Origin of the sequence: Nocardia exalbida NBRC 100660, from assembly GCF_000308575.1 — a bacterium.
Lineage (GTDB): Bacteria > Actinomycetota > Actinomycetes > Mycobacteriales > Mycobacteriaceae > Nocardia > Nocardia exalbida.
This window is the reverse complement of record NZ_BAFZ01000081.1, coordinates 43,038-67,329: the sequence shown is the minus strand read 5'-3', so window position 1 is coordinate 67,329 and position 24,292 is coordinate 43,038. Positions and strand designations below refer to the sequence as shown.

Here is a 24,292-nt window from a genome sequence, read left to right as displayed (position 1 = left end):
ACCACCGCGGTGACGGCGGGTACTGGAATGTAGGTGTAGGCGACGCCGCTGCTGGTTCCGCCCGGGGTGGTGACGGTGAGCTGCACGGTGCCGGTTCCCGCTGGTGCGACGGCGGTGATCTGGGTGGCGGAGTTGACGGTGAACGAGGTCGCCGGTGTGGCGCCGAAGTTCACCGCGGTGGTTCCGGTCAGTCCCGTTCCGGTGATGACGACCGTCGTGCCGCCTACTTCCACGCCCGCGTTCGGCACCACCGCGGTGACGGTGGGCAGTGCGACGTAGGTGTAGGCGACGCCGTTACTGGTTCCGCCCCCGGTGGTGACGGTCACTCCCACGGTCCCCGTTCCCGCCGGTGCGACGGCGACGACTTGGGTGTCGGAGACGACGACGAACGAGGTCGCCGGTGTCGCACCGAAGTTCACCGCGGTCGCTCCGGTGAAGCCGGTTCCGGTGATGACGACCGTTGTTCCGCCGATGACCGGTCCTACGCTCGGAACCACCGTGGTGATGGCGGGCACCGCGACGTAGGTGTAGGCGACGCCGTTACTGGTTCCGCCCGCGGTCGTGACGGTGACCAGCACCGTCCCGGTCCCCGCCGGTGCGACGGCGGTGATCTGGGTGTCGGAGACGACGGTGAACGAGGCTGCCGGTGTGGCACCGAAGTTCACCGCGGTCGCTCCGGTGAGCCCGGTTCCGGTGATGACGACCGTTGTCCCGCCGGTGACCGGTCCTATGTTCGGGACCACCGTGGTCAGTGCTGGGACCGGGATGTAGATGTAGGCGAGGCCGTTGCTTGTTCCGCCGGGTGTCGTGACGGTGACCTGCACGGTCCCGGTCCCGGCCGGTGCGACCGCCGTGATCTGGGTAGCCGAGTTGACGGTGAACGAGCTCGCCGGTGTGCCACCGAAACTGACCGCCGTCGCGCCCGTCAGATTCGTTCCCGTGATGACGACCGTCGTCCCCCCGGTGACCGGACCGGTGTTGGGCACCAACGTGGTGATCGCGGGCACCGCGACGTAGGTGAAGGGGAGGCCGTTGCTGGTTCCGCCGGGTGTCGTGACGGTGACCTGCACGGTCCCCGTTCCGGCCGGTGCGACGGCGGTGATCTGGGTATCGGAGTTGACGGTGAACGAGGTCGCCGGTGTGCCACCGAAACTGACCGAAGTGGCAGTCGACAGGCCCGTTCCGGTGATGACGACCGTGGTTCCGCCGGTTGTCGGTCCGGTGTTGGGTGCGAGGCTGGTCAGCGCGGGAACTCCGGCGTAGGTGTAGGTGACGCCGTTGCTGGTTCCGCCCGAGCCGGTGACCGTCACCTGCACGCTGCCCGTTCCGGGCGGTGCGACGGCGGTGATCTGAGTGGGGGAATTGACCGTGAAGATGGTTGCGGTATTGCCGAACCGGACAGTCAACGGGCCGGTGAACCCGGTGCCGGTGATCGTGACGGTGTTGCCGCCCGAGGCGGGCCCGGCGGTCGGCGAGATGGCGGTGATGGTCGGTACGACGACGTAGATGAACGGCACCGCACCGCTGGTGCCACCCGGGCCGGTCACCGTGACCGGCACGATCCCCGTTCCGGCAGGTGCGACGGCCGTGATCTGCGTGTCGGAGTTGACGGTGAACGAAGTCGCCGGTGTGCTACCGAAGTTGACCGCGGTGGCGCCCGTGAAGCCCGAGCCGGTGAGGGTGACCGTCGTACCGCCCCCGGTGGAACCCTGATTGGGATTGATGCTGTTCAGCGCGGGGACCGGTACATAGGTGTAGGCGACCCCATTGCTCGTTCCGCCAGAGCTGGTCACGGTGACCTGCACCGTACCCACCGATCCGGCGGGAGCTATCGCCGTGATCTGCGTAGGGGAGTTGATGGTGAAAGTGGTCGCGGTGCTACCGAACCGGACGGTCATGGGGCCGGTGAATCCGGTACCCGTGATCGTGACGTTGGTACCCCCCGTGGTCGGTCCTGAAGTCGGGGAGAGGGAAGTGATGGTAGGCATGACGCTGCCTCCTTGTCGCCGTGGTGATAATTCCTCTGCACCGGGGGGCGCCCGCCGCTGTTCAGCAGCCCGGCTATCTCCATTAACTCCTTTGAATCGGTGCCTGGCAACGTGTCTGACGATCCGATTTGGTCCGTTTTCGGATTGGCAACGGCGCGGCACGTTGTGACGTGAACGCCCTGGCAGGCGTTGTGGCACCGTTGTTTTCGGCAGGGCTTCGCCACCGCATTCGGAGGACGCGCCGACGGTGAGCCCACCGAGAGACGCGGTGCTGGCGAACGATTGGCGACCAACCGGAACGTCCGTCAGCGTTCCGCTCGAAAAGCGGGTTCTCGCGTTACAGGAACAGCTCCGGGGGGTCGTCGAATTCGATGCCGGCCTGCCGTGCCCGGGTTACCATCTTCCGATCCCACTCGCGGTGCACCCGCAGCGCCATGCGGAACTCGCCCATCTGCTCGGACATCTGCTGGGTCTGCGAAATGGCGAGGTCGCTCAAGACTTTCGCCGCGTCGGCCTTCGTCTTCGTCATGTGAGCGTCGACGTCGCCGCGCTTGAACCACGCGGTGACCGCCGCCGACAGCACCGACGAGCTGGCGATGAGCACCAGTGCCGCGAAGATCGGCGACTGCTGGATGATGTTCATGGCGCCTCCCGGATCTTCACCAGGCGCAGCGCCCGGACGTCCTGCAGTACCTGTCGGCGCTTCCACAGGAACGCGATGCCCAACGCGATGGGCAGCGGACCTCCGAGAACCGTGGCCGGACCGATGGTTCGGTGCTGGATCTGCAACAACAGCAGTTGCGCACCGAAGGCCACCAGTGACCAGCCGAGCGCCCCGAGGCCGACCTGCTCGACCAGATAGCCCCAGACGCGCCGGGCGAACAGACCGACCAGCGTCGCGACGCAGCCGATCAACATGAGGACGAGCCACAGCGTGCGGAATCCGGAGGGCATGGCCGTGGTCGCCGATGCAGGCGGCGGGCCGTAGATGCACTGCAACAGCATCGAGACACCGAACACGGCGCACAGCACCACCTCGAAGGGGTCGTGGCGCGTCCTTTCCTTCGGGGTCCTCATGCTGGTTCACCGCTGTCCGGTGGCGCCGGGCTGACCCGGTGGCGCGCCGACTCGACCGCGGGCAGGCCCAGAGCCGCCGCGACGATGGCGAGGACGAAACCCGAGAGGTCCGACGAGAGGACGCCCTTGGTGACCCCGTAGCCGATCAGCGCCGCCAGCAGCGGGTACAGCAAGGCGCGGACGGGCTCACTGTGCAGGATGGTGATTACTTTGTTCATCGGTTCTTCCCTTTCTTTCTTGTTGTGACACCGACGGTGCCGTCGGCCGATCGCGGGACTCCGCCGACCGAAAGCTGTGCGTTCGTGAGGTTGGTCGGATTCCGGCGATCCGAAAGTTCGGATCGCGTCGTCGCAGGCCCACCCGCGCTGCGGGATCTAGTTGAACCCGTGTGCGGTGGAGGAGGGTTCGTGGTGCGGCGCTGCGGCTCGTGCCGGAGCGGTGCCGTCCATTGGAATGCCGGTTGTCGCCGTCCCGCGGGGACCCCGTGAGTTCTGTCCCGATGACGGGGAGAGGAATGTAGGCATAACGCTGCCTCTCTGTTTGCTGGTTCCTCCGTGCCGCGGGTGGCCGACGGTCGTCGTAAACCGGTTAACTCCGTTATGCCCCAGGATCTGCGGGTCGGCAACGCGTCGGATGATCCGTTTTTGTCCGTTTTCCAGATCGTTGCCAGGTGTTGACCAGCGCTGCGGCTCCAGCGCGATCGCATCGTGCGGCCCTGCCGCAGCGCGGATCTCGTCGGTGTGGCCGGGCGGGGTGGTGGGCTGCGACTTCGGCTGTCTCGTACTCGAGCGAAATGCTCTCGCGTGCAACGCTTGTCGCCGTATCTCCGGCCAGCTACTCGGCGGCGGATCGTGTTCGCTCCTCGCGCCGGGGTGAGGAGAGCCCCGTATGATGCTGGTCGGTCTGTTCAAATCGGACTCGGGAGGGTTTCGGAGCCGATCGGAGCCACTCGGACTCAACGCGATTGGGCCGCCGCCGGAACCCCGGCGACGGCCCGTGAGCTGTCTCGATCAGACGTAGGTGTAGGTCAGGCCGTTACTCGTGCCGCCGGAGCCGGTGACGGTCACCTGAACGTCCCCGGCCGCGTGGGCCGGGGCGATGGCGGTGATCTGCGTCGGCGAGTCGATCGTGAATGTCGTCGCGGTGCTGCCGAACCGTACCGTCAGCGGACCGGTGAACCCGGTGCCGGAGATCGTGACGCTGTTCCCGCCCGAGGTGGGGCCCGAAGCCGGGGCGATCGCCGTAATGGTGGGCACCACGACGTAGATGAAGGAAACCCCGTTGCTGGTGCCACCCGGAGCGGTGACGGTGACCGCCACGATCCCCGTACCCGCCGGGGCGACGGCCGTGATCTGCGTGTCCGAGTCGACGGTGAACGAAGTCGCCGGTGTGGTACCGAAAGTGACCGCGGTGGCCCCCGTCAGTCCCGAGCCGGTGAGGGTGACCGACGTCCCAGCGGCCCCTTGGCCGGGTGCGATGGAGTTCAAGGCCGGCACAGCGAGATAGGTGTAGGTGGCTCCGTTGCTGGTACCGCTCGAGTCGGAGACCGTCACCTGTACCGGTCCGGCCGACCCCGCGGGCGCGACGGCCGTGATCTGGATCGCGGAGTCGACGGTGAAAGTCGTTGCGGTGGAGCCGAAGCGCACCGTCAGCGGGCCGGTGAATCCTGTACCGGCAATCGTGACGCTGGTGCCGCCCGTAGTGGGGCCCGAGGTCGGGGTGATAGCAGTGATAGTGGGCACGGCGATGCCTCCTGGTTTCCGTGGAGATCGATTCTCTGTACCGGGCGGTGCCCCGACTCACCAGATGGCCCGGCACTTTCCATTAGCGCCCCGCTACGGTTGATTCGGCAATGAGTCACCCACTCTGTTTTTGTCCGTTTTCGTCGCTGTGCCAGATGTTCTCGTGGCAGGGTGTGGCTCGGCGCGTGCCCTCCGGGGCGGACCGCCGGACTTCAAGGCCTGTTCGAGAGCGGATACTGTGGAGCCGGTCGTAGAGCACTGCGCCTGAGGGGGATTCATTGACCGATCGAGACGGTGCCGGAATCGGTAAGCCGGGCAGTCCAAGCGGGCTTCGCCGGTCTTCCACCGATGCACGAGTAGGTGGTGCTCGTCGAGCCGCTCGTGCGGGAATCCACGCGTGAACGGACGGCCTCCACCGCTCCCGGCCGGTCCGGGTCCGGTGCTCGACGCCAAGTCGATCCTGGACGGAACCGTCGCTATGCGCACCTACCAACGCAAGCACTTGATCATCTACGCGCAGCCCCGGCGGGGTCTCGCCTGGGACTCCGGCCTGCTGAAAGCCAACCACCACGGAACTCTGTCGACCCTGACATCCTGCATCGAATGGTTGGACATGTACTTCGGCTGGGAGGTTGTGAGCGTCTTCACCCGCCAGGTCGACAAGTACTACATCCACCACGCGATGCTCCGGCGTCGAGCCGCGAATCAGCAGGTCTGAATTCGCTTCACCGATCGGGTGCGCTGTCCGGTGACAATGGCCGGTCGAAGATCGTTTGGGCCATTTCGCTCGGGCAGTACTTCCGGTTGTCGAGAGCGCGCGGACGGGGGGTTGTTCCGGTGGTTCCAGCGGAAGATGCTAGGAAGGTGCCACGAGCGCGTTGTCGTTCCACGCGCCATGCGAGAGCGATCAGCCCTTCAACGTACGGATCATGTGCACCAGTGCTTGCGCGCCCTCTCGTGTCGGTTTGTCATCTCGCGTCGTTTGATCTTCGGTGGCTCTGAAGTGGAGTTCACCCTTCCAGTCGTCGATCGTGGCGGTGAGGTCGACGTCGAGCAGAGTGGTGGCGTGATCGCCCCCCTTGGGCAGTGGCTCGGTAGCTACCTTGACGGTCGCGCCGTCCACAGTCAGGACCTTGGCCGGGTAGTTCTCTGTCGTCGCGGGAGGTGTGGACAGGGTGTTACCACTGGTGACGCGAAACAGGGATACGTATCCGAGGTAGGGCCACGCGGACCCGTCGGCCTTCTCATAGGCGCACCCGTTGCCACCGCCGATCTCATCGGTCAGCGCTTTTCCACCAGCACCGGGGCTGATCTTCAGATTTTCGGTACCAGCGCGGGTGACGAAAAACTGTTTCGTAGAGTCGCATAAGTCCTGGATGGTGTGGCTGCTCGTCGGTATCTCATAACTTTCGGGTTTAGTGCGCGAAAACAGATTGCAAGCCGAAAGCATTACTACCAGCGCGGAAATCGCCAGCAGCTTTCGCAGGTTCATGTCGCCTGCCATTCAGGGCTGGGAGAGTTGGTATTGAAGTCGTCGAAAGCGCTGCGCGGCCACCGGTTGCCATGGAACCCTTTCTGATTTTCTGTCGACTCCCGTATCTTGTTGATGCTCTGCGCTTGTAAAAGTATGGCATCGAGAAGCTTGTTCGTGTGCTCGACGGCGCTGCTGATTGCTTTTCCGATGATATCAATCGTATCGGATATTACCATTGGAGCGGCGACGAACGTGACGATCTTGGCAAGAGCTGTCCCGAGTTTTATGAGCAGGTCCGCGATATCCGTGACGATCTTGGAATAAAAGTCCCAAGCGATGTCCGATACTTTGGCAAGCGCTTCGGTCATCTTATCGCAGGTTGATTTTGCGGAATCCATTGCGGTGTCCTGGAGTGTGCGCGCCGCTGTGTACTTGAGTGCCGCCGCTCCTGTCCAGTAGCCGATGACGTTCCCGTTGTTCACCTCGTTGTTCTGCGCGCCGCCGATCTTCCCCTTCAGCGTCGTCCATGCCTCGCTCGTCTGGAGGAAGGCGATGGGTGCCTTCAAACTGTCGACTGCGCCCTGCAGTTTGTCCAAGAGTTCCTGGATCTTCTTCTTGATCTCTTCCTTATGGTCCTGCATGTAACCGGTGAAGTCGTCCTCGGTCATCGCGCCGTAGACGGCACCTGCCACCGCACCCGCCATTCCGAAGAATGTCGCTGCCTCGACCTCGGCGGCGGCGATGGCCGCCTTCCGGAACGCGTCATCCACCTTGGCGGGTTGGCTCCTGATCTCCGCGATCTGGTCCGAGAACCTATCGAGTACCGTGTTGATCTCGTCCAGAGACTTGGTGGCACCCATCAGTAATCCGCTTCCAGCTCGATCAGAACGTTCGCGAAGTTCTGGTCCTGCTCCTGATATACCTTGGCAACATGGTCCAGAACCCTGGCGATGGAATCGGTTTCATCTCTTCCTTCGACCAGTCTGTCGTACATATACCGCGCGGCCGCCATCTGGGCATCCCAAGTCTCTCGAAAAAGCCCCCAGGCGACGTCCTGATGACTGAAGTGGATGCTCTGTGCCTCGGTAGCGGCGACGGTGAGGGCGTCTGACGCGTGATCCCAGGCTCTGGCAGCCTTGACCAGTTGGTTCAGATCCGCTGAGAAATTGACCATTACGAGTTCCTCATCAGGTAGCGTTTGTATTCCGCTAGTTCGTGCTCGAGCTCATCGTCGGTGCGCTCGGCCCATGTCCCGTCTTCGTGGAACCGTGGGCGCTGTTGCCGAATCCGATTCGCGCAGTCGAGGATGTCGTGTGCAATGTAGGACGGGCTGGCCGTGGCCGCCCACTGCGGATCGATCTCGATGCTGCCGATGCGCGAGATGTTCGCGACCACAGTTATGGAGGGCACTCCGAAGTCGGTCACCGGACCTCGCCCTACGAATTCATCACTCAGCCCCAATGATCGTTCGACCGTCTCGTATTCGGCGAGCGATCGAGTGTCGAGAAGCGTGATCAGTTCCGTGCGACGAGAGGGGGATACGGTCAATTCGGTCCATCTGCCCGATGCGATGACCGGTGCGTCATGCCGCCACAGCGCCACATAATAGCCGGTCATCGCCGCTGCGGAGAGGTCCGGTGGATCAAGGCGGTCATGGATATTCCGGCTCACATCCACATCTATCGGAAGGCGGCCTTCGTCGAGATTCATTGTGATCAGGCCGACCCCGATCAAGCCAGTCGCCACTCTACCCCCTTCTGTTTCCACTGCAGTGGGATTGTCCCGCCGAAGGGCCGCTATTGAATCAGGCGCATACGGCTGCAATTCAATGCGGACCCGCAAGTCACCAGCCCCCTTGCGGCCAGTCGTGGTGCACCAGCAGCCCAGTGGTTTGTCACCTCAGGCTGTTGCGGGACAAACTCTACCGTTCTATTTGTCACCCCAGCAAGGGCGAGGTCACGGCTCGGGCGGTCGGTCCTGTCGCAGCGTGCTTCGACGTGAAAACCACACCCTCGCAATGCATCGCCCCGGCGAAGGTAACTGAGGAGGGCGCTCGGTCGCGCGCGGACGAACCGCCGCTGGATCCGGGTTGCCCGCGCGGTCGGTACACGGACTCACGCCTACCAGGTTTCGGGGTGGGTGGCTGCGAGGCGTTCGAGGGCTTGGGTGATCCAGGTGGTGAAGTGGGTTGTCAGGTCGGTGGGGGTGGTGGGGCGGACGGTTATGTGGTCGGTGCGGTGTTCGGTGTAGCGGCCGTCATCGGAGATGTCGTGCCATTGGAGGACTTTGGTGGGTTTTGTGCGGGTGTGTAGGGGAGCGGTGAGGAGGACGGCGGTGCCGCCGCCGTCGACGGGGCGACCGAGGAGGCGCTGGTATTGCTCGCGGGGAGTGTTGCGGGCGTTGTCCTGGAGGTAGGTGTCGCGGCGGGGGGTCAGGTCGTGGGGGTGGAAGGTGGCCGGTCGCTCGGCTCCGGGGGTGCAGGGAGGGATGGCGTTCACGAGGCGGGCCGGGAGTTGGTCGGCGGGGAACATGCGTGCGCGGATGGGGCCGTGCTCGGTTTGATTGCCCGCTTGGCTCAGGACGACGGCGCGGTAGCTGTCGCGTGCGCCGAGGATCCGGTACTCGCGGATGTCGTCGGGGCCGGTGCTGTTCTTGTGCTTGCAGGTGCCGCCGAGGATCTCGATGCGGAGGTCGGAGTGGCCCAAGGTGTGGAAGGCAGCGGCGATCTCGTCGCGTTCGTCGGCGGAATAGCGCTGCCACACGGCGGTGCGGTGGGCGGCGAAGTCGTCGCGGAAAGCGAAACGACTGGTGTAGCGCAAGGGGCCGGGGATGCGATCGTGGGCGTCGCCGTACCAGAGGGCGGCGAAGTCGTCGGGATCCCAGGTCCATTCAGCCATGTGAGGTCCAATCCGGCCGCGTGAAGACGGCCAATGTCCACGCGCGCACGCCCGCCGCCGACTGGCGATGCGGGCGCGCGCGAAGTCGAGATGGGGTGTGGCCCGATCAGTCGGGCGTGCCGCCGATGACGCCGCCGGGCAGCGTTCTCGGGACTTCGCCGAGCAGCTCGTCGGTGTTCTCCTGGGTGATCAGGTAGTCCGGTGTCTTGTGCTCGGATTCGTCGTCCTTGCCGCCGCGAGCGCCGGGGGCCATCATGCCCGGCGTACCGCTCGTGCCACGGACCGAGGTGTTCGTTGTCGCGGCCGGATTCACCGATGTGCTCGGCGTGCCCGGTGCGCCCGGTGCGCCCGCGATGCTGCGCCCCGGTTGTGGCTGGTTCGTGGTGCCGGGAGTTCCGGGACTGCCCGGGGAGCCCGGGCTGTGCGGAGTCGGGGTGCCGGCCGGCACGGTTTTGGTCGGGTCCGTGGTACTGGCGGGAGTCGTCGACGTGGGGTCCACGCCCGCGGGTGTGGTCGAGGTGTCCGTCATTGTCGTATCGGAGGACTGTTCGTCCTGCGTCGATTCGTCGGTGGACTGCGGCTCCTCGGTGCTCGTCTCGTCGGGCTTGCCGTCGCCGTCCTTGTCGCCGGGAGTGCCGGTGTCGGTAGGGCTGGTGCCCGGGTCGTTCGTCGTGGGCCCGCCGCTGTCGTCGCTGTGGTATCCACCCGGCGGGGGCGCAGGAATGTCCACCGATGCGGTCGGGCCGACCGGAGTGGGCAGCACCGGGATCTTGCCGTCCATCTCGCTGAACGGCTGTACGTAGAACTCTTGCATCGCGGCCCGCGCGTCCTGCTCGGCCAGGTATCTCTCGCTGTTCAGGTTCCAGCGCCGCGGGTTGAAAAGGCGCTCGCCGAAGGAGAATTCGACGGCTTCCGGGAGAGCGTTCTTCGTATTGGAGATCGCGGTGGCGGCGTCGCTGACGCGATTGTACAGCTCCTCCAGGGAAGTCGTCAGGTTCTGCGCATCACCAGTGTATTTGGCGATCGCGCTCTTGGACTGTTCCGCAGCGGGGCCTGACCAGGCTTGGGCGATAGAGCTCTGGATGGATCGGGCGAAGGTCTCTACGCCCTGCTCCCACTGGATGCGAGCCTGCCAATATTTGTTCGCCTGGTTGACCGCGTCGGTCGGGTTGAGAGGCTCGAACGTGTTGTTGATCTTCGAGTGTTCCCAACTATCAGGGTGTTCGCCCCCGTTAGGAATACGGGGATTCTCGTAGCCGCTCATTTGCCTGTCCCAACCGGGAGGTAGGTCGGTGCGTATGGGAGCTGGACGGGTGGACGCTCGGGAAGGTCCGTATTCAAGCGGCTGAATTCTGCGGCGAAATCACTGTCCGCCTGCATCATTCGATCACGTACGATCCTGTAGGTCTCTTGGATGTCCTCGACGATGCGGTAGTGATCTTCCAGGATTTGATAGACGCTGTTGCCATCCGTTGCCCCGTTTGCCTTCGTACGGAACCGCTCGACCACGGTGCTGGCCGAAACCATACCTTCGGACTTCTCGCCGAGGCCCCATCGTTCCGCTCGCGCGATATCGGCCACTGTTGTCTGTATGTCGCGGATGGCGTCCTTGAAAAAATTGCAGTCGCGGTCTATGTAGACGAAGTCCTCAGCGTTCATATCGACCGCTAACTGCCCCTCCCGGGCCGCGCTGAGCATGTTCGCCATCGGCCGCGGCGCGTTGTCGTCGCTCATTTCATCCCTCCCGACGAGTTCTGAGATTATGCGTTGCTAGGTATGGTTGGCACGATCTTCTCGGCCAGCGCCCGAGCAAGTTGGCACGAATCGACAGACCCGGTATCGCGGTTCGAGGCCGGATTGAGCAGATTGATGTCAAGGCTGCCGCCCTGCATAGCCACATTCACGGTGCACGCGTCCTTGATGTTCGGGCCATCGAACTGACGGGTCGAGATCGCCTGGCGTCCGCCGACGGTGAACTCGGTCGCCTCGGGGAAGTGCTTGGCTCGAGTCATCTCAACTGTGAGGTTCGAGGTGGTGATGGTGGCGAAGTAGCCGTCAGTGCGTCCATATCGACACCCTCGCCACTTGATACCGCCGCTGGCATCCGAATCGGCTTCGTTGCGACGACGGAGTTTCTCCGAGTCCAGGACGCTCTGCGGTATGTCCTTGCAAGTGTCGTAACCGGTGGGTGTCTCAGCAGCAACGCTTTGACCAGCCGTCGAACTTGCAGGCGGAGCGTCATCGCGGGCGGTCGAGGAGTCGCAGCCTGTCAGAGCGAGCGCGGCACCGGCAAAGAGGATGGCCAGTCGCCGAAAATTCCACCCTGATGTCATCGTTCCCCTTGCACACCGGTTAGTGTCCTGGCTCTTCGAGGCCGGACCGGCTTCCCCGCCCCCCGCAGCGAATGTCGACGCTACCGGCGGGTTTCGTCGGGTGCAAGCGGTCTGGTGAGCAAGTTGACGGCTCGAGAGTGTCGGGCCGGGCGCGCGGGCCCGGAACCCTTGGCGAGGGAGGTTCCGGGGTCGCGAATAGAAGCTTCCTCAGGACTCCGACCGATGTCGTCCTGCGCTTGTCACGCGAGTCGTGAAGGAATGCCACTCGCCCGTTGTGAATACGAGTGCTGGACCGGCGGGGTTCTTCGAGTCTCGTACCCCGACCAAGCCTTCGTGCAGGAACGCGACCTCCACGCAGTCTCTGTCCGCGCTGCTGTAGCTGCTCTTGAACCAGGTGGCGTCGGATAGGCTGGCGCTCATTCGGCATACTCCTCGGCGATCTTGCGGATGAGGGCTCGGCTTCTCTCCTGGTCGAGGGCCGTTCGGAAGAGGTCGGCGAACGCCTGGCGGTGAGCCCGGACCTCCTCAGGCTTCTCAAGATACAGGTCACCGGTGAATCCCTGCACGTAGACAACCGGTGGCTCGGTGAGATGGGCTATCGGGTGCTGCGGGAAGTCGAGAATCACGAACGAGCCGACGTTCAGCCCGGCGTACGCCTCTGCGGCAAGGGGCACCACACGCACCGAAACATTCGGTTGTTCACCGACTCGCACGAGGTGTTCGAGCTGGCCCTCCATGACCGCGGGACCACCGATCGCCCGGCGCAGTGCGGATTCATCGATGACGGCTTCGAAACGTACCGGGTCAGAGTCATTGTCCAAGCGCGATTTCCGTTGCCTGAAAGCCTCCATCTTTCGCTCGACCTCCGCCCCGGACATCGCCGCGAAGCGGACCCAGATCAAGGCACGCCGATACTCGTCGGTTTGCAGCAGTCCGGGGAGGAGGGTTGATTGATAGGAGCCGATGCGTTTGGCTGTCGCCTCCAACTCCACGAAGAGGTTGAAGTCCTCGAGGATGGTGTCATTGAACGCATGCCACCATCCGCTGCGCTTGGTCTCCTCGACCAGGTTGAGCAGGATGGCGGTGCGTTCTTCGGACGCCCCGTATAGCTTGCACAGCCCCTCCACGAACAGGGGATGGAGCCGGACCGGCTGCCCGGTCTCCATCCGCCACAGTGTTTGTTTGCTGACGTCGATCGCGTCGCGGGCGTACTCCGCGCCGATGCCCGCGCTGATCCGCATCGCCCGCAGCTGCCGCCCCAACATCCGACGGGGCAGGGTGGAACCTGTTGAAGTCACGACGAATCCCTTTCGTAGCCGAACTATCGGCCGGGTACCTAACTGGAACCGAATGGCGGGGGGCCTTGGAACCTGGGCGGATTCCGCCCGATTCCACCACTGAGAACATTCCCGCCCAGCAATATCCGGTGCTTCACTGAACGCGCCCGGACCCAATCGAAGAAGTGCTGAAACCTTAACCGCGCCAACGGTTCCAGGTCCAGCGTCCGGGATTTCTCGCCTACCGAACTATGTGAATCGAGGCTGGTGCATGAATCATGCGGCATTCGCGGACACTCCCGCGTCTCGCTGTGCGTTTTACCGCCGCACTTGTGGGCTGCCCGCCGGGATACATCCGGAGATCGGCCGCATCGTCGTGAAGGCGGGTGTGGTGGGCGGGATCACGATGCCTGACGGGCTGGGGCAGTGTGTGCGCGACGACATGCTGTTCCGTGGCCAGGCGGTCGGCCCGGTGGTCGCGCATATTCGTTCTCGCCGATGGACTTTCTTGTGCCGGCCGGATGTACCCGACGACGTGCGGCTGTTCGCCGCGTTGTTCCGGATCGACGTTTCGATCGTGCCTTTCGGCAGCGAAATCGCGTTGCCCTCACCCGGCGACGCGAACGGAGGATTTCGTCGATGGGTGGTGCCGCCGAGGGATACGTTCCGTCCCTCCGGGATGGTGATCGTGAACTGCGTGCTGGCCCGCGCGGGCAGGAGAGGCGCGGTATGAGCGACGGACTGCCGACGCGAAGTCAACTGCTGCACGCCTGCCGGGAGGATGCGCCGCTGGCGGGACATCCGGTGCTACTGCGGGCGCGCACCCTGGCCGACCTGCATTTCCGCCGCATCCGCATGGATCGGGGATGTCGCTGTGGCGCCGATGGGCAGCGGGACCGATTGATCAGGGACATCGATCGTTGGATCGGGGTTCGTCTGCCCACGGCGCGCGGCGGAGCCTATCTGCACACCGAATCGTTCGGGTCGGTGGTCGACCGCCTGGCGCGGCTCAGCGCATGCGCGTACGCGGCCATGGCCGACGATCAGGAGTGGGATCTGTGGTTCGCGTGGGAGCGGCTGGCCGAAGCGGCGGTCGCCTACGAGGATCTGGTCAGCGAGCTGAGCAGTGGGCGGCGCCGGTTGCCGAGCGCTTTCTAGTGCGGTTCAGTCGCGCAGCAGGGTGGCGGCGAGGTGATGTTGCAGTGGTTCGCCGACCGCCGCCATCCGCAATGTGTAGTCGATGGTGTCGCCGGACAGGCGCAGCGATCGCCCGAGGGCCGTGACGAGTTTCGCGGTGCTGCTGCGACCGATGGCGGTGGAGTCCAATTCCATGCGCAGCGTGCCGTCCTCGACGGCGAGCGAGCCCTCACAGATTTCGGTGATACCGGTGGGATGGGCGAGGATCAATTCGACGCGGTCCGGGCGTGGGCAACGCAGATAGCCGGTCTCGGCGTGCAGCGGCCGGCCGTCGTCTGCGGCGCGGGTCTTCTGCCGGTAGGTGAGGAAGGGGCGGCCGAGATGGCCGAACCGGATTTCCTCGACATAACCGAACGGCTGAATGGTCGGGTATTCCCCCTGCCCGTTGCCGCGCCAGGTGCCGAGCAGCGGAGCGAGTGGAGCGATATCGGGATGGAGAGCAATAGGAGGCTGGGGTTCGACCACGGCGAACAGCCTAACCCGTCCTCGTTGAACCGTTCGGGTACTCCCGAATTTGCTCCACGCTAAGGTTAGCTTCGCCTTATCACCAATGTGGTGTGGTCGGAAAGGAACAAGAAGTTGAACGGACGTTGGAATGAGTCGCACCGTGGCGGTCTGCCTCGGTCGCGGACCCGGAGTGGTCTGCTGCGCGCGTCGGCGCTCGGTGTCGCGTTGATCGTGGCGGCGGGCTGCTCGGACTCGAAGTCGGACGACGTGCCCGCGCTCGACGGCAACAAATACGTCCAGACCAATCTCGCGGCCAACAACGCGGAGTACAAGGCGCAGTTCACTTTTCCCGACCTGGTGAACGCCTGGGGGCTGGCCGACCGGCCCAAGGGCGCCGGTGGGCACTTCTGGGTCGGTGCGGGCGGTAAATCGTTCCAGTTCGTCGGCGATGTGACCAGGTCCTCGGACGGGAAGGTGCAGAAGCTCTTCCAGGACGATTTGAAGATCGTCACCATTCCCGGCGCCGATGCCGACACTTCGGACAAGAGCGCGGGCAAGACCACCGGCGTGGTGTTCAATCCGGCGCCGATCACCTCCGATCTGTTCGTCGTGCACGATCAGCCGGTGGAGGCGGAAGGCGGGCCGCTGAACGGTTCGGCGCGGTTCATCTTCGCCACCGACTCCGGCAAGATCTCCGCTTGGACCGAGCTGGGACTCGAGGGCCGGATCGTGCGCCACGACGGGCCCGCCAACCTGGTCTTCGACGGCCAGCCGCAGGGGATGCAGTTCTTCGGCCTCGCGCTCGCCCCGTCCGGTGACAAGCTGCTGGCCGCCGACTTCGGCGCCGACCCGCAGGTCCGGACGTTCGACCGCAACTGGCAGCTGATCCCGACCGCCGGCTTCGCCAACCCGTTCGCCACCGGCGACGCGATCGACCCGGCCGCGCCGGAGAAGGGCAAGAAGGCCAAGCCCGGTGACCCGGCGCCGTTCAACGTCTCGACCATCGGTAACCGCGTGTTCGTCGCCTACGCCACCACGCAGCCGGACGAGAAGGACGCGACCGGGTTCGACGCCGGCGAGGAGGATTCGCTGGACAAGGACGAAGAGCAGGACGCGGGCGGCAAGCCGGACAAGGGCAAGCTCGCCGAGTTCGACGCCAACGGCAAGCTGGTGCGCATCATCGACGACGGCAAGCGCCTCAACGCGCCATGGGCGGTGACGATCGCGCCGGACGGGTTCGGGCCGCTCAGCGGCAAACTGCTGGTCGGCAACTTCGGCGGCGCCGGGCACGTGCTGGCCTACGACGACACCACCGGCAAGTTCGCCGATTACCTGCGCGATGCCGACGGCAAGCCGGTCGCGATCGAGGGACTGTGGGCGTTGATGTTCGGCAACGGCGAGAGCCTCGGTGACGCGGACTCGCTGTACTTCACAGCCGGGCCCGACGACGAGAAGGACGGTCTGTTCGGCAAGCTGCGCTTGAAGTAGGCCCGTTCCCGAGCAGCCCGCACCGGATCGGTGCGGGCTGCTCGCGCGTTATCGGCCCCCGGTCGGCGCCGAGTCCCGGCGTTCGGTGCGCCGTTCGCGGATCGCCGACTCGACTTCGTCGACCGCCGTTCGGATCGTCGCCCCGTAGCCGTCGTCGGCGAGCGTGTGCAGATACGCGCGGGCGGCGTCGATTTCGCGCTGCGCGGCGTCGAACGAGCCGAGCCTGCGGTAGTCGTCGGCGAGGTTGAGGTGCAGCGAGGGGTAGAACGCGGCCACCTGTAGCGATCCGTCGTAGTTCCGCGCGCGATCGTCGGTAAGGCTGTCGGCGGCGTCCAGCGCGCGGATATCCCAGGTGAGCGCTTCGGCGGCGTCGTCGTACAGGTCGGCGAGATAGTGGGCGAGCGTGCATCGGTGCAGCGGGTCGCCTTGCGGGCCGAGCGAGGCCCACGCGGTGAGCAGAGCGTTGCGCGCGTCGTCCGGACGGCCCTCGCGGCCGAGCGCGACAGCGCTGGTGATGGCGTCCATGGTGGGGTCGGTTGCCGAGTTCATGCGGGTCTCCTTCGGGCAGTGTGCATGGATGAGGTGGTGCTCGTGGGCGCATCCGGACGGCCGACTCGAGTGCGGGGTGGACGGCAATCGAAGTCGATGACGTGCGGCTGCGAATTGGGCGCTTGCGGTCGCTCGACCGAGGGGCCGGGGCTGACGATCAGCGGTAACTGTGCCGGGCACCGCGAGGTGGGAAGACGGATTGCGGCGCCGGTTGACAAGAGGTGGCGCGGTTGGGCGTGGGCCGACTGGGGGATGCGTGCTCGATGGTCGTCCGCGCGTCTATCACCGGGTGTTGTGGTCGAAGGGACGGACCGGCATAGCCAGGGTGGTCAGGTCTCCGTCGGTCGCGGAGCGCAGGATCACCGGCTGATCGGCCGCGATGATGTCGAGCATGAGATCGGGACCGAGCGCGTTCTGGACGGCGGGCAGCAGTGTCGCTGGGTCGAACGACAGGGTGACGGCGCAGCCGGTGACCGTCGCGGGCAGGCGATGAGCTTCGCCGGGTGGGGACGCCAAGATTCCGGTCGGGTTGATCACGAATTCTACTGGCGTATCCAATCTTTCGAGCAAGCCAAGCATCCCGTCCCGTGCGACCATCGCCCTGGTGCGGACCGCTCCCAGTCCCGACAGCACGGCGCGGTGATCCGGAAAGGATTCGTCGATGACACCGAACCGGTGTGTGACGGCGGCTCCGGTCAGAATCAGTTCGTCGTCGGCCGGTGCGGCGACGACCTCGTCCATGTCGCGCAGCCGCTCGGTGATCGACTCGAGTCCGTTCGGATCGAGCACCACGGACCATTCGCCGCCGTGCTGCCGCTTCGCCACCACCGTGCGGGTGGATAGGCGGTAGCGGTCGGTCGCCGTGAGGGTGACGGCGTTCGCGCCCGCTTCCAGCAGAATGCCCGCCAGCACGGGAATCTCCCGGGTCCGGGCAGCGGCGGTGCGGACCTGCTCGAGCGCCTGCGCCAGCGCCGCCGCGTCGACCGCCACGTGAGTGCCGAGCGACTGTTTGACTGCCGCGGCGACGTGCGCGGCTTCACGCGCTCTGCGCGTCAGTTCCGCCACGTGACGATCGAGCAGGTGGTGCGCGCGCTCGGCGTCACCGGCGAGAATCTCCGCGATCGCCTCCAGCGGCAACTCGATCGCCCGCAGCTGCCGGATGAGCGTCGCGCGTTCCCGCTGCGCCTCGGCGTAATAGCGGTATCCGGTCAGCGGGTCGACCCGGGCCGGAACGAGCAGTCCACAGTCGTCGTAGAACCGCAGCGCGCTCGCCGTGAGCCCACTGGCCCGCGCGAGCACACCGATCGTGATCAACCCTGCGGGCTCCGAACTCGTCACCCGGCCATCATGGAGTCTCAACCAACTCGAAGGTCAACCCCGCCCTCCCGGCGCGACTCACCAGCTCACACACTTCGCCGAAAAGTCTCGGGCTCGGATGCGGAGCGCGGCAAGCTCCGCTGATTCGACCAGCGGGGACGTTGCGCAGGCACAGGGCGGAGCCGATCAGTCGGTACCGGCGTCGGTGGGAGTCATCCGCCAGCGGCGCGACCAGTCCCAGACCGGCCCCAACGCCGTGCCGAGTTCGATGCCCGCGGTGGTCAATTCATACGACTTGTCGGGATTCTTCGCGATCAGACCTGCGGACTGCAAGTGCTGCAACCGCACCGACAGCATGCTGGAGGAGCAATTGCCCATGCGTCTGCGCAGTTCGAGGAAGCCGAGGCGATCGGGTTCCAGTTCCCACAGGATGCGCATGATCCAGCGCTGGCCGAGCATGTCCATGGTGGCCAGCAGCGGCGCGTTCGCCGGGTCGTCGCGGCCGCGCGGCGGCTTGGGTTCGTTTGCGCTTCTCATTTAGAACCAGCATAGTGATTCTGAAATAGAAGCACCGGCCCGGGCCGCCGGGCGGACCGAGAGGGTGACAGTGGACGACACGACCGGACGGCGAATCGTTCTGATCACGGGCGCCTCCCGCGGTATCGGCGCGGAGACCGCTCGGGTGCTCGCGGCACGGGGTGACCACGTGGTGATCAACTACCGGGAGAAGGCCAAGCGGGCCGACACGCTGGCGGAGGCGATCCGGCAAGCGGGCGGCAGTGCGTCCACGGCGGGCGCCGACATCGCCGACGCGGATTCGGCAGGCGCCCTAGTGGCCGGGGTCGTCGAGGAGTTCGGCCGGTTGGATGTGCTGATCCTCAACGCCTCCGGCGGGCTGGAGCGCAACGCCTCGCCCGGTTACGCGATGGCCCTCAACCGTGACGCGCAGGAACGGCTCGTTCGACTCGCCGTGCCGCATATGCCTTCCGGTTCGCGGATCGTGTTCGTGACCAGCCATCAGGCCCACTTCCACGGCCGCAAACCGGTGCCCGCCGACTACGAACCCATCGCCGCCAGCAAGCGCGCGGGCGAGGACGCGCTACGCGCCATGATCCCGGAACTCTCCGCCGAGGGCATCGCCTTGCACGTCGTCTCCGGCGACATGATCGACGGCACGATCATCGTCCAGCTGCTGGAGCGCCGAAACCCCGACGCGGTCGCCGCGCGCCGCGGCCAGGGCACGTTGCCCACCGTCGCGGAGTTCGCCACCGCCGTCGCCCTGGCCACCACCGCTTCCGCAGATCCGGGCCACACCACATACATCGGCGGCCAGGACTACCTCGACACCTGCGAGGCCACCTCTTGAGCCTTCGTGCGAAGACGAAGAATTCGTTGGCGGGTCGCGGGTAAGGCTCGGACGATGCCTTCGCCTGCGCGCTCGCCGACCACTGGGCCGCGGCCTGCCGGAAGCCGGGGCCGCCGCGTTCGCCCTGTTTGCGACAGCATCAATCGGCGTTTGCCCCGCTCGCTCGCGAGTGGCTGGCGTGTCGGGCCGGATGGCGATAGTCGCAGAAAAGATGGCTCTATCCACGAAAAACGCAAGGTCACTGGATGTTTGCCACGGCAGAGGGGCTGGGCCGGGACCGGAAAATCGGGGTGATGGGCGTGTCGCGTGAGCGGAACTCGCCGAATCCGAGGCGGCAGACGCGACTCTCGGTCACGCTAGGCACATGTGGATGTTCGGGCAGTGCCGGGACACCGGCGAGGCAAGGCATCGAGGACGTGGCCGAGACGCGTCCATCCTGGTCGGAAGGGAAGTTCCGGAAATGGACCTGGCATCCGAGGCTCGGGTGATTCCCGGCAAAGAACTGCTGCTGGCCGCCTTCCGTGGGTTGCCGCACATGGATCATCCGATGCTGGACGCCGCCGGCGAACTGGCTCAGCTGCACCAGACGCGCGAACGCACGCCAGCGAACCGATGCGACAAACTCGACCGGCGCCGGGCACAACTCGTGCGCGGCATCGACCGCTGGGTCACCCTGGCGACACCGATCCCGCCGCCCGCCGCTCCCGAGCACGCCGAGACCGTGGGCCGCATGGTGGACCGGCTGGCCATGCTGGCCGCCCAGGCGTTCGTCGCGCTCGCGCACGCGCCGGAATCGGTCTTCTACGACGCGTGGGTCCGAATCGACGAATTGGCCGACGGATATCAGGATCTCGTCGAGGATCTGCGCGCCGGGGCGAGGCGACTACCCGAGGGGCGCTACGACCGCTGGTAGCTATCGGTTGCGCCCGAACAGCCGGAACGACCGTTTGCGCCGACGCGGCAGGGTCGAATACACCATGGTCATGTCGGCGAAGACCTCGGCTTCCCGCTCGCGATCGACGCCGAAATCGGCACGGCCGAGTACGTGTTCGATCGAATGCGGTGAGATCGAGGGCAGGATGACGGCCAAGGAGGGCGGCAACGGATCGCCACGTTCCTGATCTTTGTGGTGACCCAGCAGCATGTGACCGATCTCGTGCAGGATGACGTGATCGGCGTTGCGTCCGGTCGCCGCGGCGTCGTAGACGATGATGTCGTCGTGCTTGCGTGCCACCCACAGGCCGCCTCCGCCGCAGCCCGTGTCGGCCAACATCGCCTTGGGCACGGGGTGCAGGCTGATAGAACGTCCGCGATGGGCCGCCACCGCAGCCAGATAAGCGGTGAGATTCCACGGGTTGGGGAGGGGCACGGTCCGGGTGGCATCCCCGAAACGGGCTTCCATGCTGGTCATCGGCGCCCACCTTACCTATCGGGCGGCGACTAGTCATCTACGGAATTCCGGCACACCGAGGGAGGTGATCCGCAGCGGCACAAGCCGATCGGTCACTCCGCGGGGGGCCCGCTGTCCAAGGGTTGCGCCCGCATGGCGCGGATGGCCAGGTAGTTCAGGCCCCACAGCGCGATTCCGATGGCCAGCAGCACACCGGCGATGGCGTATTGCGCCGGGTTGCGGTCGGTGAACGGTGTGACCAGAAAGCCACAGCTGAGCGCACCCAGCACGGGCAGCGGCGTCGGCGTCTTGAAGTGTTTGTGCGGCACCGGGTCTCGGCGCAGCACCAGCACGGCGACGTTGACCACGGTGAACACCGCGAGCAGCAGCAGCGCCGTGGTACCGCCGAGTTCGGGCACTTCACCGACGAGCAGGATCAGCCCGAGCGCGAGCAGCGTGGTGAAGATGATGGCGTTGTAGGGTGTCCGGCGCCGCTCGTGTACTCGGCCGAACGGCCGGGGCAAGACCCCTTGCCGGGCCATGCCGTAGATCAGGCGGCTGGCCATCAGCATGTTGATCAGCGCCGAATTGGCGACGGCGAACATGGTGATATAGGCGAAGACGTGGGTCGGGAAGCTCGGCGCGCCGACCTCGACCACCTTCAGCAGGGGCGTGTCACCTTCGCCGAGCTGGTCGGCGGGGACGAGCGCGACCGCGCTGATCGACACCAGAACATAGATCAGCCCGGTGATGAGCAGTCCGGCGAGCAGGACCTTCGGGAAGATGCGGGTGGGCTCCTTGCACTCCTCGGCCATGTTCACCGAGTCCTCGAAACCGACCATCGCGTAGAACGCGAGCGTGGTGGCCACGATGACGCCGCCCACCGCGTTGCGCTCCCCGGTATCGAACTCGACGATGCGCGAGAAGTCGCCGTCACCGACGCCCAAGGCCCAGCAGCCGATCGCGATGACGATCAGCAGACCGGTCAGCTCCACACAGGTGAGCACCACGTTGAGCTTCACGCCCTCGCTCACGCCGCGCAGGTTGATCGCCGCCACGACGGCCATGAACAGCAGCGCGATCACCGTCACCGCGGCCCCGCTGCCGAGTTCCAGGTCGAAGGCTTCGGCGAAGTTGGCCGCGAAGGCCCGCGAGGCGGTGGAAGCGGAGGTGATCCCCGAACTCATCACCGCGAACGCGACCATGAAGGTGAGGAAGTGGATGCCGAACGCCTTGTGCGTGTACAGGGCCGCGCCCGCGGCGTGCGGATATTTGGTGACCAGCTCGAGATAGCTCAAACCGGTGATCAGCGCGACCAGGAACGCCACGAGGAACGGCACCCACACGGCCCCGCCGACCTCGTTGGCCACCTTGCCGGTGAGCGCGTAGATGCCGGTGCCGAGGATGTCGCCGACCACGAACAGCAAGAGCAGCCCCGGCCCCATCACCCGGTTGAGTTCCGGCCCCGATTCCGATGTCGGATTCGCGGTGACTTCGGACATGCGTCCTCCCCTCGGCAGTAAGGGCGAGGGTACCCATTCGGCCGCGGAATAGTCGTTCAGCCGGGCCGTGTTTCGCGGGGAGCGGACGCCCTACTCCATCCGGTCCATCCGGCGCGCGGCCTCCACGATCATGGCCGCGGAGTCGCGCGGGCTCAGCGCCATGGCCCGCAGCTGATCGAAAATGACGCCGAAACGGCGGATTTCGGTGTGGCCCTCGATCAGCTCGTCGCCCGCGATGCCCTCCACGTAGACCAGTTCGGGATCGGCGGGATCGGGGAAATCCAGCAGGGTGAAGGAGCCCGCCATGCCGGGGTGCGCGCCCGCGTCGAACGGCAGGATCTGCAGAATCACGTTCTTGCGCTTGATCTCTTGCATGAGCCGGTCGAGCTGGCCGCGCATCACGGCGGGTCCGCCGACGGTACGACGGATCGCGGCCTCGTCCATGACCACCCACAACTCGAGCGGATTCTCCTTGGTCAGGTTGACGGCGCGGTCCATCCTGGCCTTCGCCCTGCTCTCCATGACCGCCGCCTCCAGCTTCGGCATCGAGGTGTCGATCACCGCCGTCGCGTACTCATAGGTCTGCAAAAGCCCTGGGATGATGGAGGTTTGGTAGTGCCGGGCCGACAACGCCTCGGACTCGAAGTTGATGTAGGCGGCGTAGACCTCCGACACGCTGCCCTCGTAGGCGCGCGACATGCCGGGCTTCAGCGCGTCGGACAGCAGCTCCAGTGCATCCTCGCGCTGCTCGTCCGCGATGCGGTAGAGGTCGAGCATCGCCATGAGGGTGCGTCGCTGCGGACGGGCCTGGGCGGTCTCGATCCGGTACAGCGTGGTGACGTTGATGCCGGTCTTCGCGCTGACCTCTTCCTTGCTGAGCTGGGCATTCTCGCGCATCTCGTGCAGCATCGCGGCCAGCCGCCGCAACCGGACGGTCAGTACGGTGCGCTTGCCTGCCATCAGTACAACCCCTTCGGTCTACGCACTTGCTGGAACGTGTTATGACGTTCGCCCTCGAATGCGGCCTATGTGCAGCGGATCTGTGCCGAGGGTGGGCACAGCAACAGAGACTACCTCCAGTGATCCACGTTATGGTCAGTGTTTTCGCGGGCGCTGCGTTCGGCGGCCGAGATCGAGGGGTGAACCGAACCGGCTACTCGGTTGAGCCGGCGTGCGGATACTCGCGGACCCGCTCCGCGTCGGCATGCGGGCGGCGAGAAGGCCGTGCGGCCGGAAAGCGACCGCCGGATGCCATCCCATGCGTCCGCTTCGTCCGCCGGAGGGTGGAGTCGGCTGGTGCGCTGCCGTGCCGCAGGGCGGCGCTTGCGCGTGGATTCCGGCTCTCGAGCGTCACGAACCCGGTATTGCAGCTTAATTGCTAGAGGTTTCAGAGCTAATCAAAAGGGTTGTTCTATGCAGGTAGACAGATCTTTATGGAGTATGCGGAGAGTTTGCCACAATTTGATTTCATCTCGTGTTCCGGACCGTGGGCCGCGGACGCCGATGGATAATGGCCGCGTGACGAGGATGGATGACCTCGCGCTGAGAAGCGCCTCCGCGATAGCGAGCGTCATCGCGGGCACGCCGCAGAGCGTGGGCGGCTTCCGCTTCTGGTTCGAGGATCAGCGATGGGAATGGTCGGACGAAGCGGCCGCGATATACGGCTACGCCGAGGGGGAGGCGCAACCCAGTACGGAGTTGCTGCTGGCGCACAAGCACCCCGACGATCGCGCGCTGGTCGCCCAGTCCATCGCCACCGCGGTGCGAACCGGTGAGCCGTTCTGTGGCCGCCACCGCGTCATCGACACCGCCGGGCGAACCCACCACGTCATCGTCGTCGCCGATCGCCTGCTCGACGACCGGGGGCTGGTGGTCGGCACCGCGGGCTACTTCATCGACGTGTCCGGCACCCTCGAGGAGAACCGGCAGGAGATCCTCGACGACACCCTGCCCGAACTGGTCGAATCGCGGGCGGTGATCGAGCAGGCCAAGGGCGTGCTCATGGTGGTGTACGGCATCAACGCCGAACAGGCGTTCCGGGTTTTGCAGTGGCGTTCCCAGGAAACCAACATCAAGCTGCGGACGCTGGCGGGCCAACTGGTCGGCGAGGTCCCCGCGCTGGGCGGCGGCCCGGCCTCGCAACGAGCCTGCTTCGACCATCTGTTGCTGACCATGCACGACGTGCTCGCGTCGAAGTGAGTGCCGCGTTCGTGACCGTCAGCCGATAAATCGAGCGTAGGTCGCGCGC

Annotated in this window: 29 protein-coding genes; 7 read left to right on the top strand and 22 right to left on the bottom strand. The window is 65.5% G+C overall.

All coding sequences use genetic code 11. From position 1 onward, the window contains the following. From ON29_RS34320 to ON29_RS19565, 5 genes are all read right to left on the bottom strand, one after another. Nucleotides 1–1,988: beta strand repeat-containing protein (locus ON29_RS34320; RefSeq protein WP_174371846.1), on the bottom strand; the 1,988-nt coding region annotated here is incomplete at its 3' end. 337 nt (nucleotides 1,989–2,325) lie between these two features. Then, entirely contained in the window at nucleotides 2,326–2,631 is a 306-nt protein-coding gene (locus tag ON29_RS19580; protein WP_040868226.1) for a hypothetical protein, read from the bottom strand. Then, nucleotides 2,628–3,065, bottom strand: a complete 438-nt coding sequence (locus ON29_RS19575; RefSeq protein ID WP_040868220.1) for a hypothetical protein — start codon at nucleotides 3,063–3,065, stop codon at nucleotides 2,628–2,630. The genes ON29_RS19580 and ON29_RS19575 overlap by 4 nt, the downstream gene beginning before the upstream one ends. Next, a complete protein-coding gene (locus ON29_RS19570; RefSeq protein ID WP_040868217.1) occupies nucleotides 3,062–3,283 on the bottom strand; it encodes a hypothetical protein in 222 nt (73 codons plus the stop codon). Before ON29_RS19570 ends, ON29_RS19575 begins: the two co-directional genes overlap by 4 nt. Nucleotides 3,284–4,075: 792 nt before the next feature. Then, nucleotides 4,076–4,807, bottom strand: a complete 732-nt coding sequence (locus ON29_RS19565) for an IPT/TIG domain-containing protein (protein ID WP_051175387.1) — start codon at nucleotides 4,805–4,807, stop codon at nucleotides 4,076–4,078. 397 nt (nucleotides 4,808–5,204) lie between these two features. Here ON29_RS19565 and ON29_RS19560 point away from each other — a divergent pair, with 397 nt between their 5' ends. Further along, complete coding sequence (locus ON29_RS19560) at nucleotides 5,205–5,525, top strand: hypothetical protein (RefSeq protein WP_040868215.1); 321 nt, start codon at nucleotides 5,205–5,207, stop codon at nucleotides 5,523–5,525. Between the two features lie 189 nt (nucleotides 5,526–5,714). On the opposite strand, the gene ON29_RS19555 is transcribed toward ON29_RS19560, so the two are convergent. The 10 genes from ON29_RS19555 to ON29_RS19515 form a co-directional block, all read right to left on the bottom strand. Then, the gene (locus ON29_RS19555; protein WP_040868213.1) at nucleotides 5,715–6,311 is read right to left on the bottom strand and encodes a hypothetical protein; all 597 of its coding nucleotides are present in this window, start codon (nucleotides 6,309–6,311) and stop codon (nucleotides 5,715–5,717) included. Further along, nucleotides 6,296–7,141: a hypothetical protein gene (locus ON29_RS19550; RefSeq protein WP_040868211.1), complete on the bottom strand. Its 846-nt coding sequence runs from the start codon at nucleotides 7,139–7,141 to the stop codon at nucleotides 6,296–6,298. Before ON29_RS19550 ends, ON29_RS19555 begins: the two co-directional genes overlap by 16 nt. Next, a complete protein-coding gene (locus tag ON29_RS19545; RefSeq protein ID WP_040868209.1) occupies nucleotides 7,141–7,455 on the bottom strand; it encodes a hypothetical protein in 315 nt (104 codons plus the stop codon). Before ON29_RS19545 ends, ON29_RS19550 begins: the two co-directional genes overlap by 1 nt. Next, nucleotides 7,455–8,027, bottom strand: coding sequence for a hypothetical protein (locus ON29_RS19540; protein ID WP_157172832.1), 573 nt, complete (start codon nucleotides 8,025–8,027; stop codon nucleotides 7,455–7,457). Before ON29_RS19540 ends, ON29_RS19545 begins: the two co-directional genes overlap by 1 nt. Nucleotides 8,028–8,401: 374 nt before the next feature. Beyond that, nucleotides 8,402–9,178 carry an ESX secretion-associated protein EspG gene (locus ON29_RS19535; protein ID WP_040868205.1) on the bottom strand — a complete coding sequence of 259 codons (777 nt, stop codon included), beginning with the start codon at nucleotides 9,176–9,178 and terminating at the stop codon, nucleotides 8,402–8,404. Nucleotides 9,179–9,284: 106 nt separating this feature from the next. After that, on the bottom strand, nucleotides 9,285–10,442 hold the full coding sequence (locus ON29_RS19530) for a hypothetical protein (protein WP_040868204.1): 1,158 nt from the start codon (nucleotides 10,440–10,442) through the stop codon (nucleotides 9,285–9,287). Further along, on the bottom strand, nucleotides 10,439–10,912 hold the full coding sequence (locus tag ON29_RS19525; protein WP_040868203.1) for a hypothetical protein: 474 nt from the start codon (nucleotides 10,910–10,912) through the stop codon (nucleotides 10,439–10,441). Before ON29_RS19525 ends, ON29_RS19530 begins: the two co-directional genes overlap by 4 nt. Nucleotides 10,913–10,938: 26 nt before the next feature. Continuing rightward, nucleotides 10,939–11,511, bottom strand: coding sequence for a DUF3558 domain-containing protein (locus ON29_RS34315; protein WP_040868202.1), 573 nt, complete (start codon nucleotides 11,509–11,511; stop codon nucleotides 10,939–10,941). 207 nt (nucleotides 11,512–11,718) lie between these two features. Then, the gene (locus ON29_RS34890; protein WP_083863804.1) at nucleotides 11,719–11,931 is read right to left on the bottom strand and encodes a DUF397 domain-containing protein; all 213 of its coding nucleotides are present in this window, start codon (nucleotides 11,929–11,931) and stop codon (nucleotides 11,719–11,721) included. Beyond that, on the bottom strand, nucleotides 11,928–12,776 hold the full coding sequence (locus ON29_RS19515) for a helix-turn-helix domain-containing protein (protein ID WP_063825351.1): 849 nt from the start codon (nucleotides 12,774–12,776) through the stop codon (nucleotides 11,928–11,930). Before ON29_RS19515 ends, ON29_RS34890 begins: the two co-directional genes overlap by 4 nt. Before the next feature lie 418 nt (nucleotides 12,777–13,194). Between ON29_RS19515 and ON29_RS19510 the strand changes: the two genes are divergently transcribed. Both ON29_RS19510 and ON29_RS19505 read left to right on the top strand, forming a co-directional pair. After that, nucleotides 13,195–13,521 carry a hypothetical protein gene (locus ON29_RS19510; protein WP_245549029.1) on the top strand — a complete coding sequence of 109 codons (327 nt, stop codon included), beginning with the start codon at nucleotides 13,195–13,197 and terminating at the stop codon, nucleotides 13,519–13,521. Further along, nucleotides 13,518–13,946, top strand: a complete 429-nt coding sequence (locus tag ON29_RS19505; protein ID WP_040868197.1) for a DUF4254 domain-containing protein — start codon at nucleotides 13,518–13,520, stop codon at nucleotides 13,944–13,946. Before ON29_RS19510 ends, ON29_RS19505 begins: the two co-directional genes overlap by 4 nt. A gap of 6 nt (nucleotides 13,947–13,952) precedes the next feature. On the opposite strand, the gene ON29_RS19500 is transcribed toward ON29_RS19505, so the two are convergent. After that, nucleotides 13,953–14,450 (bottom strand): peroxynitrite isomerase, encoded by a 498-nt coding sequence (locus tag ON29_RS19500; RefSeq protein ID WP_083863801.1) that lies wholly within the window; start codon nucleotides 14,448–14,450, stop codon nucleotides 13,953–13,955. A gap of 114 nt (nucleotides 14,451–14,564) precedes the next feature. Between ON29_RS19500 and ON29_RS19495 the strand changes: the two genes are divergently transcribed. Continuing rightward, nucleotides 14,565–15,920 (top strand): TIGR03118 family protein, encoded by a 1,356-nt coding sequence (locus tag ON29_RS19495; RefSeq protein ID WP_373283892.1) that lies wholly within the window; start codon nucleotides 14,565–14,567, stop codon nucleotides 15,918–15,920. 48 nt (nucleotides 15,921–15,968) lie between these two features. Here the strand turns inward: ON29_RS19495 and ON29_RS19490 are convergent, their stop codons facing one another. From ON29_RS19490 to ON29_RS19480, 3 genes are all read right to left on the bottom strand, one after another. Further along, nucleotides 15,969–16,469, bottom strand: coding sequence for a hypothetical protein (locus ON29_RS19490; RefSeq protein ID WP_040868195.1), 501 nt, complete (start codon nucleotides 16,467–16,469; stop codon nucleotides 15,969–15,971). A gap of 282 nt (nucleotides 16,470–16,751) precedes the next feature. Then, nucleotides 16,752–17,807 carry a DNA polymerase III subunit beta family protein gene (locus ON29_RS19485; RefSeq protein WP_040868193.1) on the bottom strand — a complete coding sequence of 352 codons (1,056 nt, stop codon included), beginning with the start codon at nucleotides 17,805–17,807 and terminating at the stop codon, nucleotides 16,752–16,754. A 165-nt stretch (nucleotides 17,808–17,972) separates the two neighbouring features. After that, on the bottom strand, nucleotides 17,973–18,323 hold the full coding sequence (locus tag ON29_RS19480) for a winged helix-turn-helix transcriptional regulator (protein ID WP_040868191.1): 351 nt from the start codon (nucleotides 18,321–18,323) through the stop codon (nucleotides 17,973–17,975). Nucleotides 18,324–18,387: 64 nt separating this feature from the next. Between ON29_RS19480 and ON29_RS19475 the strand changes: the two genes are divergently transcribed. Then, the gene (locus ON29_RS19475; protein WP_051175385.1) at nucleotides 18,388–19,152 is read left to right on the top strand and encodes an SDR family oxidoreductase; all 765 of its coding nucleotides are present in this window, start codon (nucleotides 18,388–18,390) and stop codon (nucleotides 19,150–19,152) included. A 460-nt stretch (nucleotides 19,153–19,612) separates the two neighbouring features. Next, a complete protein-coding gene (locus ON29_RS19470) occupies nucleotides 19,613–20,065 on the top strand; it encodes a DUF4254 domain-containing protein (RefSeq protein WP_040868187.1) in 453 nt (150 codons plus the stop codon). Here ON29_RS19470 and ON29_RS19465 read toward each other — a convergent pair whose 3' ends face one another. From ON29_RS19465 to ON29_RS19455, 3 genes are all read right to left on the bottom strand, one after another. Next, a complete protein-coding gene (locus tag ON29_RS19465; RefSeq protein WP_040868185.1) occupies nucleotides 20,066–20,563 on the bottom strand; it encodes a hypothetical protein in 498 nt (165 codons plus the stop codon). 92 nt (nucleotides 20,564–20,655) lie between these two features. Beyond that, nucleotides 20,656–22,044: an APC family permease gene (locus tag ON29_RS19460; protein WP_040868184.1), complete on the bottom strand. Its 1,389-nt coding sequence runs from the start codon at nucleotides 22,042–22,044 to the stop codon at nucleotides 20,656–20,658. A 90-nt stretch (nucleotides 22,045–22,134) separates the two neighbouring features. After that, nucleotides 22,135–23,004 (bottom strand): helix-turn-helix domain-containing protein, encoded by an 870-nt coding sequence (locus tag ON29_RS19455; RefSeq protein ID WP_040868182.1) that lies wholly within the window; start codon nucleotides 23,002–23,004, stop codon nucleotides 22,135–22,137. Nucleotides 23,005–23,571: 567 nt separating this feature from the next. Here ON29_RS19455 and ON29_RS19450 point away from each other — a divergent pair. Further along, complete coding sequence (locus ON29_RS19450; protein ID WP_040868180.1) at nucleotides 23,572–24,243, top strand: PAS and ANTAR domain-containing protein; 672 nt, start codon at nucleotides 23,572–23,574, stop codon at nucleotides 24,241–24,243. Nucleotides 24,244–24,292: the final 49 nt, after the last annotated feature.

Excerpts from the sequence above, each read along its gene's own strand:
- ON29_RS19460 (WP_040868184.1), bottom strand. The coding sequence starts at position 22,044 with ATGTCCGAAGTCACCGCGAATCCGACATCGGAATCGGGGCCGGAACTC.
- ON29_RS19545 (WP_040868209.1), bottom strand. The coding sequence starts at position 7,455 with ATGGTCAATTTCTCAGCGGATCTGAACCAACTGGTCAAGGCTGCCAGA.
- ON29_RS19455 (WP_040868182.1), bottom strand. The coding sequence starts at position 23,004 with ATGGCAGGCAAGCGCACCGTACTGACCGTCCGGTTGCGGCGGCTGGCC.
- ON29_RS19580 (WP_040868226.1), bottom strand. The coding sequence starts at position 2,631 with ATGAACATCATCCAGCAGTCGCCGATCTTCGCGGCACTGGTGCTCATC.
- ON29_RS34890 (WP_083863804.1), bottom strand. The coding sequence starts at position 11,931 with ATGAGCGCCAGCCTATCCGACGCCACCTGGTTCAAGAGCAGCTACAGC.
- ON29_RS19515 (WP_063825351.1), bottom strand. The coding sequence starts at position 12,776 with ATGTTGGGGCGGCAGCTGCGGGCGATGCGGATCAGCGCGGGCATCGGC.
- ON29_RS19550 (WP_040868211.1), bottom strand. The coding sequence starts at position 7,141 with ATGGGTGCCACCAAGTCTCTGGACGAGATCAACACGGTACTCGATAGG.
- ON29_RS19490 (WP_040868195.1), bottom strand. The coding sequence starts at position 16,469 with ATGAACTCGGCAACCGACCCCACCATGGACGCCATCACCAGCGCTGTC.
- ON29_RS19465 (WP_040868185.1), bottom strand. The coding sequence starts at position 20,563 with ATGACCAGCATGGAAGCCCGTTTCGGGGATGCCACCCGGACCGTGCCC.
- ON29_RS19575 (WP_040868220.1), bottom strand. The coding sequence starts at position 3,065 with ATGAGGACCCCGAAGGAAAGGACGCGCCACGACCCCTTCGAGGTGGTG.
- ON29_RS19535 (WP_040868205.1), bottom strand. The coding sequence starts at position 9,178 with ATGGCTGAATGGACCTGGGATCCCGACGACTTCGCCGCCCTCTGGTAC.
- ON29_RS19505 (WP_040868197.1), top strand. The coding sequence starts at position 13,518 with ATGAGCGACGGACTGCCGACGCGAAGTCAACTGCTGCACGCCTGCCGG.
- ON29_RS19450 (WP_040868180.1), top strand. The coding sequence starts at position 23,572 with ATGGATGACCTCGCGCTGAGAAGCGCCTCCGCGATAGCGAGCGTCATC.
- ON29_RS19480 (WP_040868191.1), bottom strand. The coding sequence starts at position 18,323 with ATGAGAAGCGCAAACGAACCCAAGCCGCCGCGCGGCCGCGACGACCCG.
- ON29_RS34315 (WP_040868202.1), bottom strand. The coding sequence starts at position 11,511 with ATGACATCAGGGTGGAATTTTCGGCGACTGGCCATCCTCTTTGCCGGT.
- ON29_RS19510 (WP_245549029.1), top strand. The coding sequence starts at position 13,195 with ATGCCTGACGGGCTGGGGCAGTGTGTGCGCGACGACATGCTGTTCCGT.
- ON29_RS19555 (WP_040868213.1), bottom strand. The coding sequence starts at position 6,311 with ATGGCAGGCGACATGAACCTGCGAAAGCTGCTGGCGATTTCCGCGCTG.
- ON29_RS19530 (WP_040868204.1), bottom strand. The coding sequence starts at position 10,442 with ATGAGCGGCTACGAGAATCCCCGTATTCCTAACGGGGGCGAACACCCT.
- ON29_RS19470 (WP_040868187.1), top strand. The coding sequence starts at position 19,613 with ATGGACCTGGCATCCGAGGCTCGGGTGATTCCCGGCAAAGAACTGCTG.
- ON29_RS19570 (WP_040868217.1), bottom strand. The coding sequence starts at position 3,283 with ATGAACAAAGTAATCACCATCCTGCACAGTGAGCCCGTCCGCGCCTTG.
- ON29_RS19525 (WP_040868203.1), bottom strand. The coding sequence starts at position 10,912 with ATGAGCGACGACAACGCGCCGCGGCCGATGGCGAACATGCTCAGCGCG.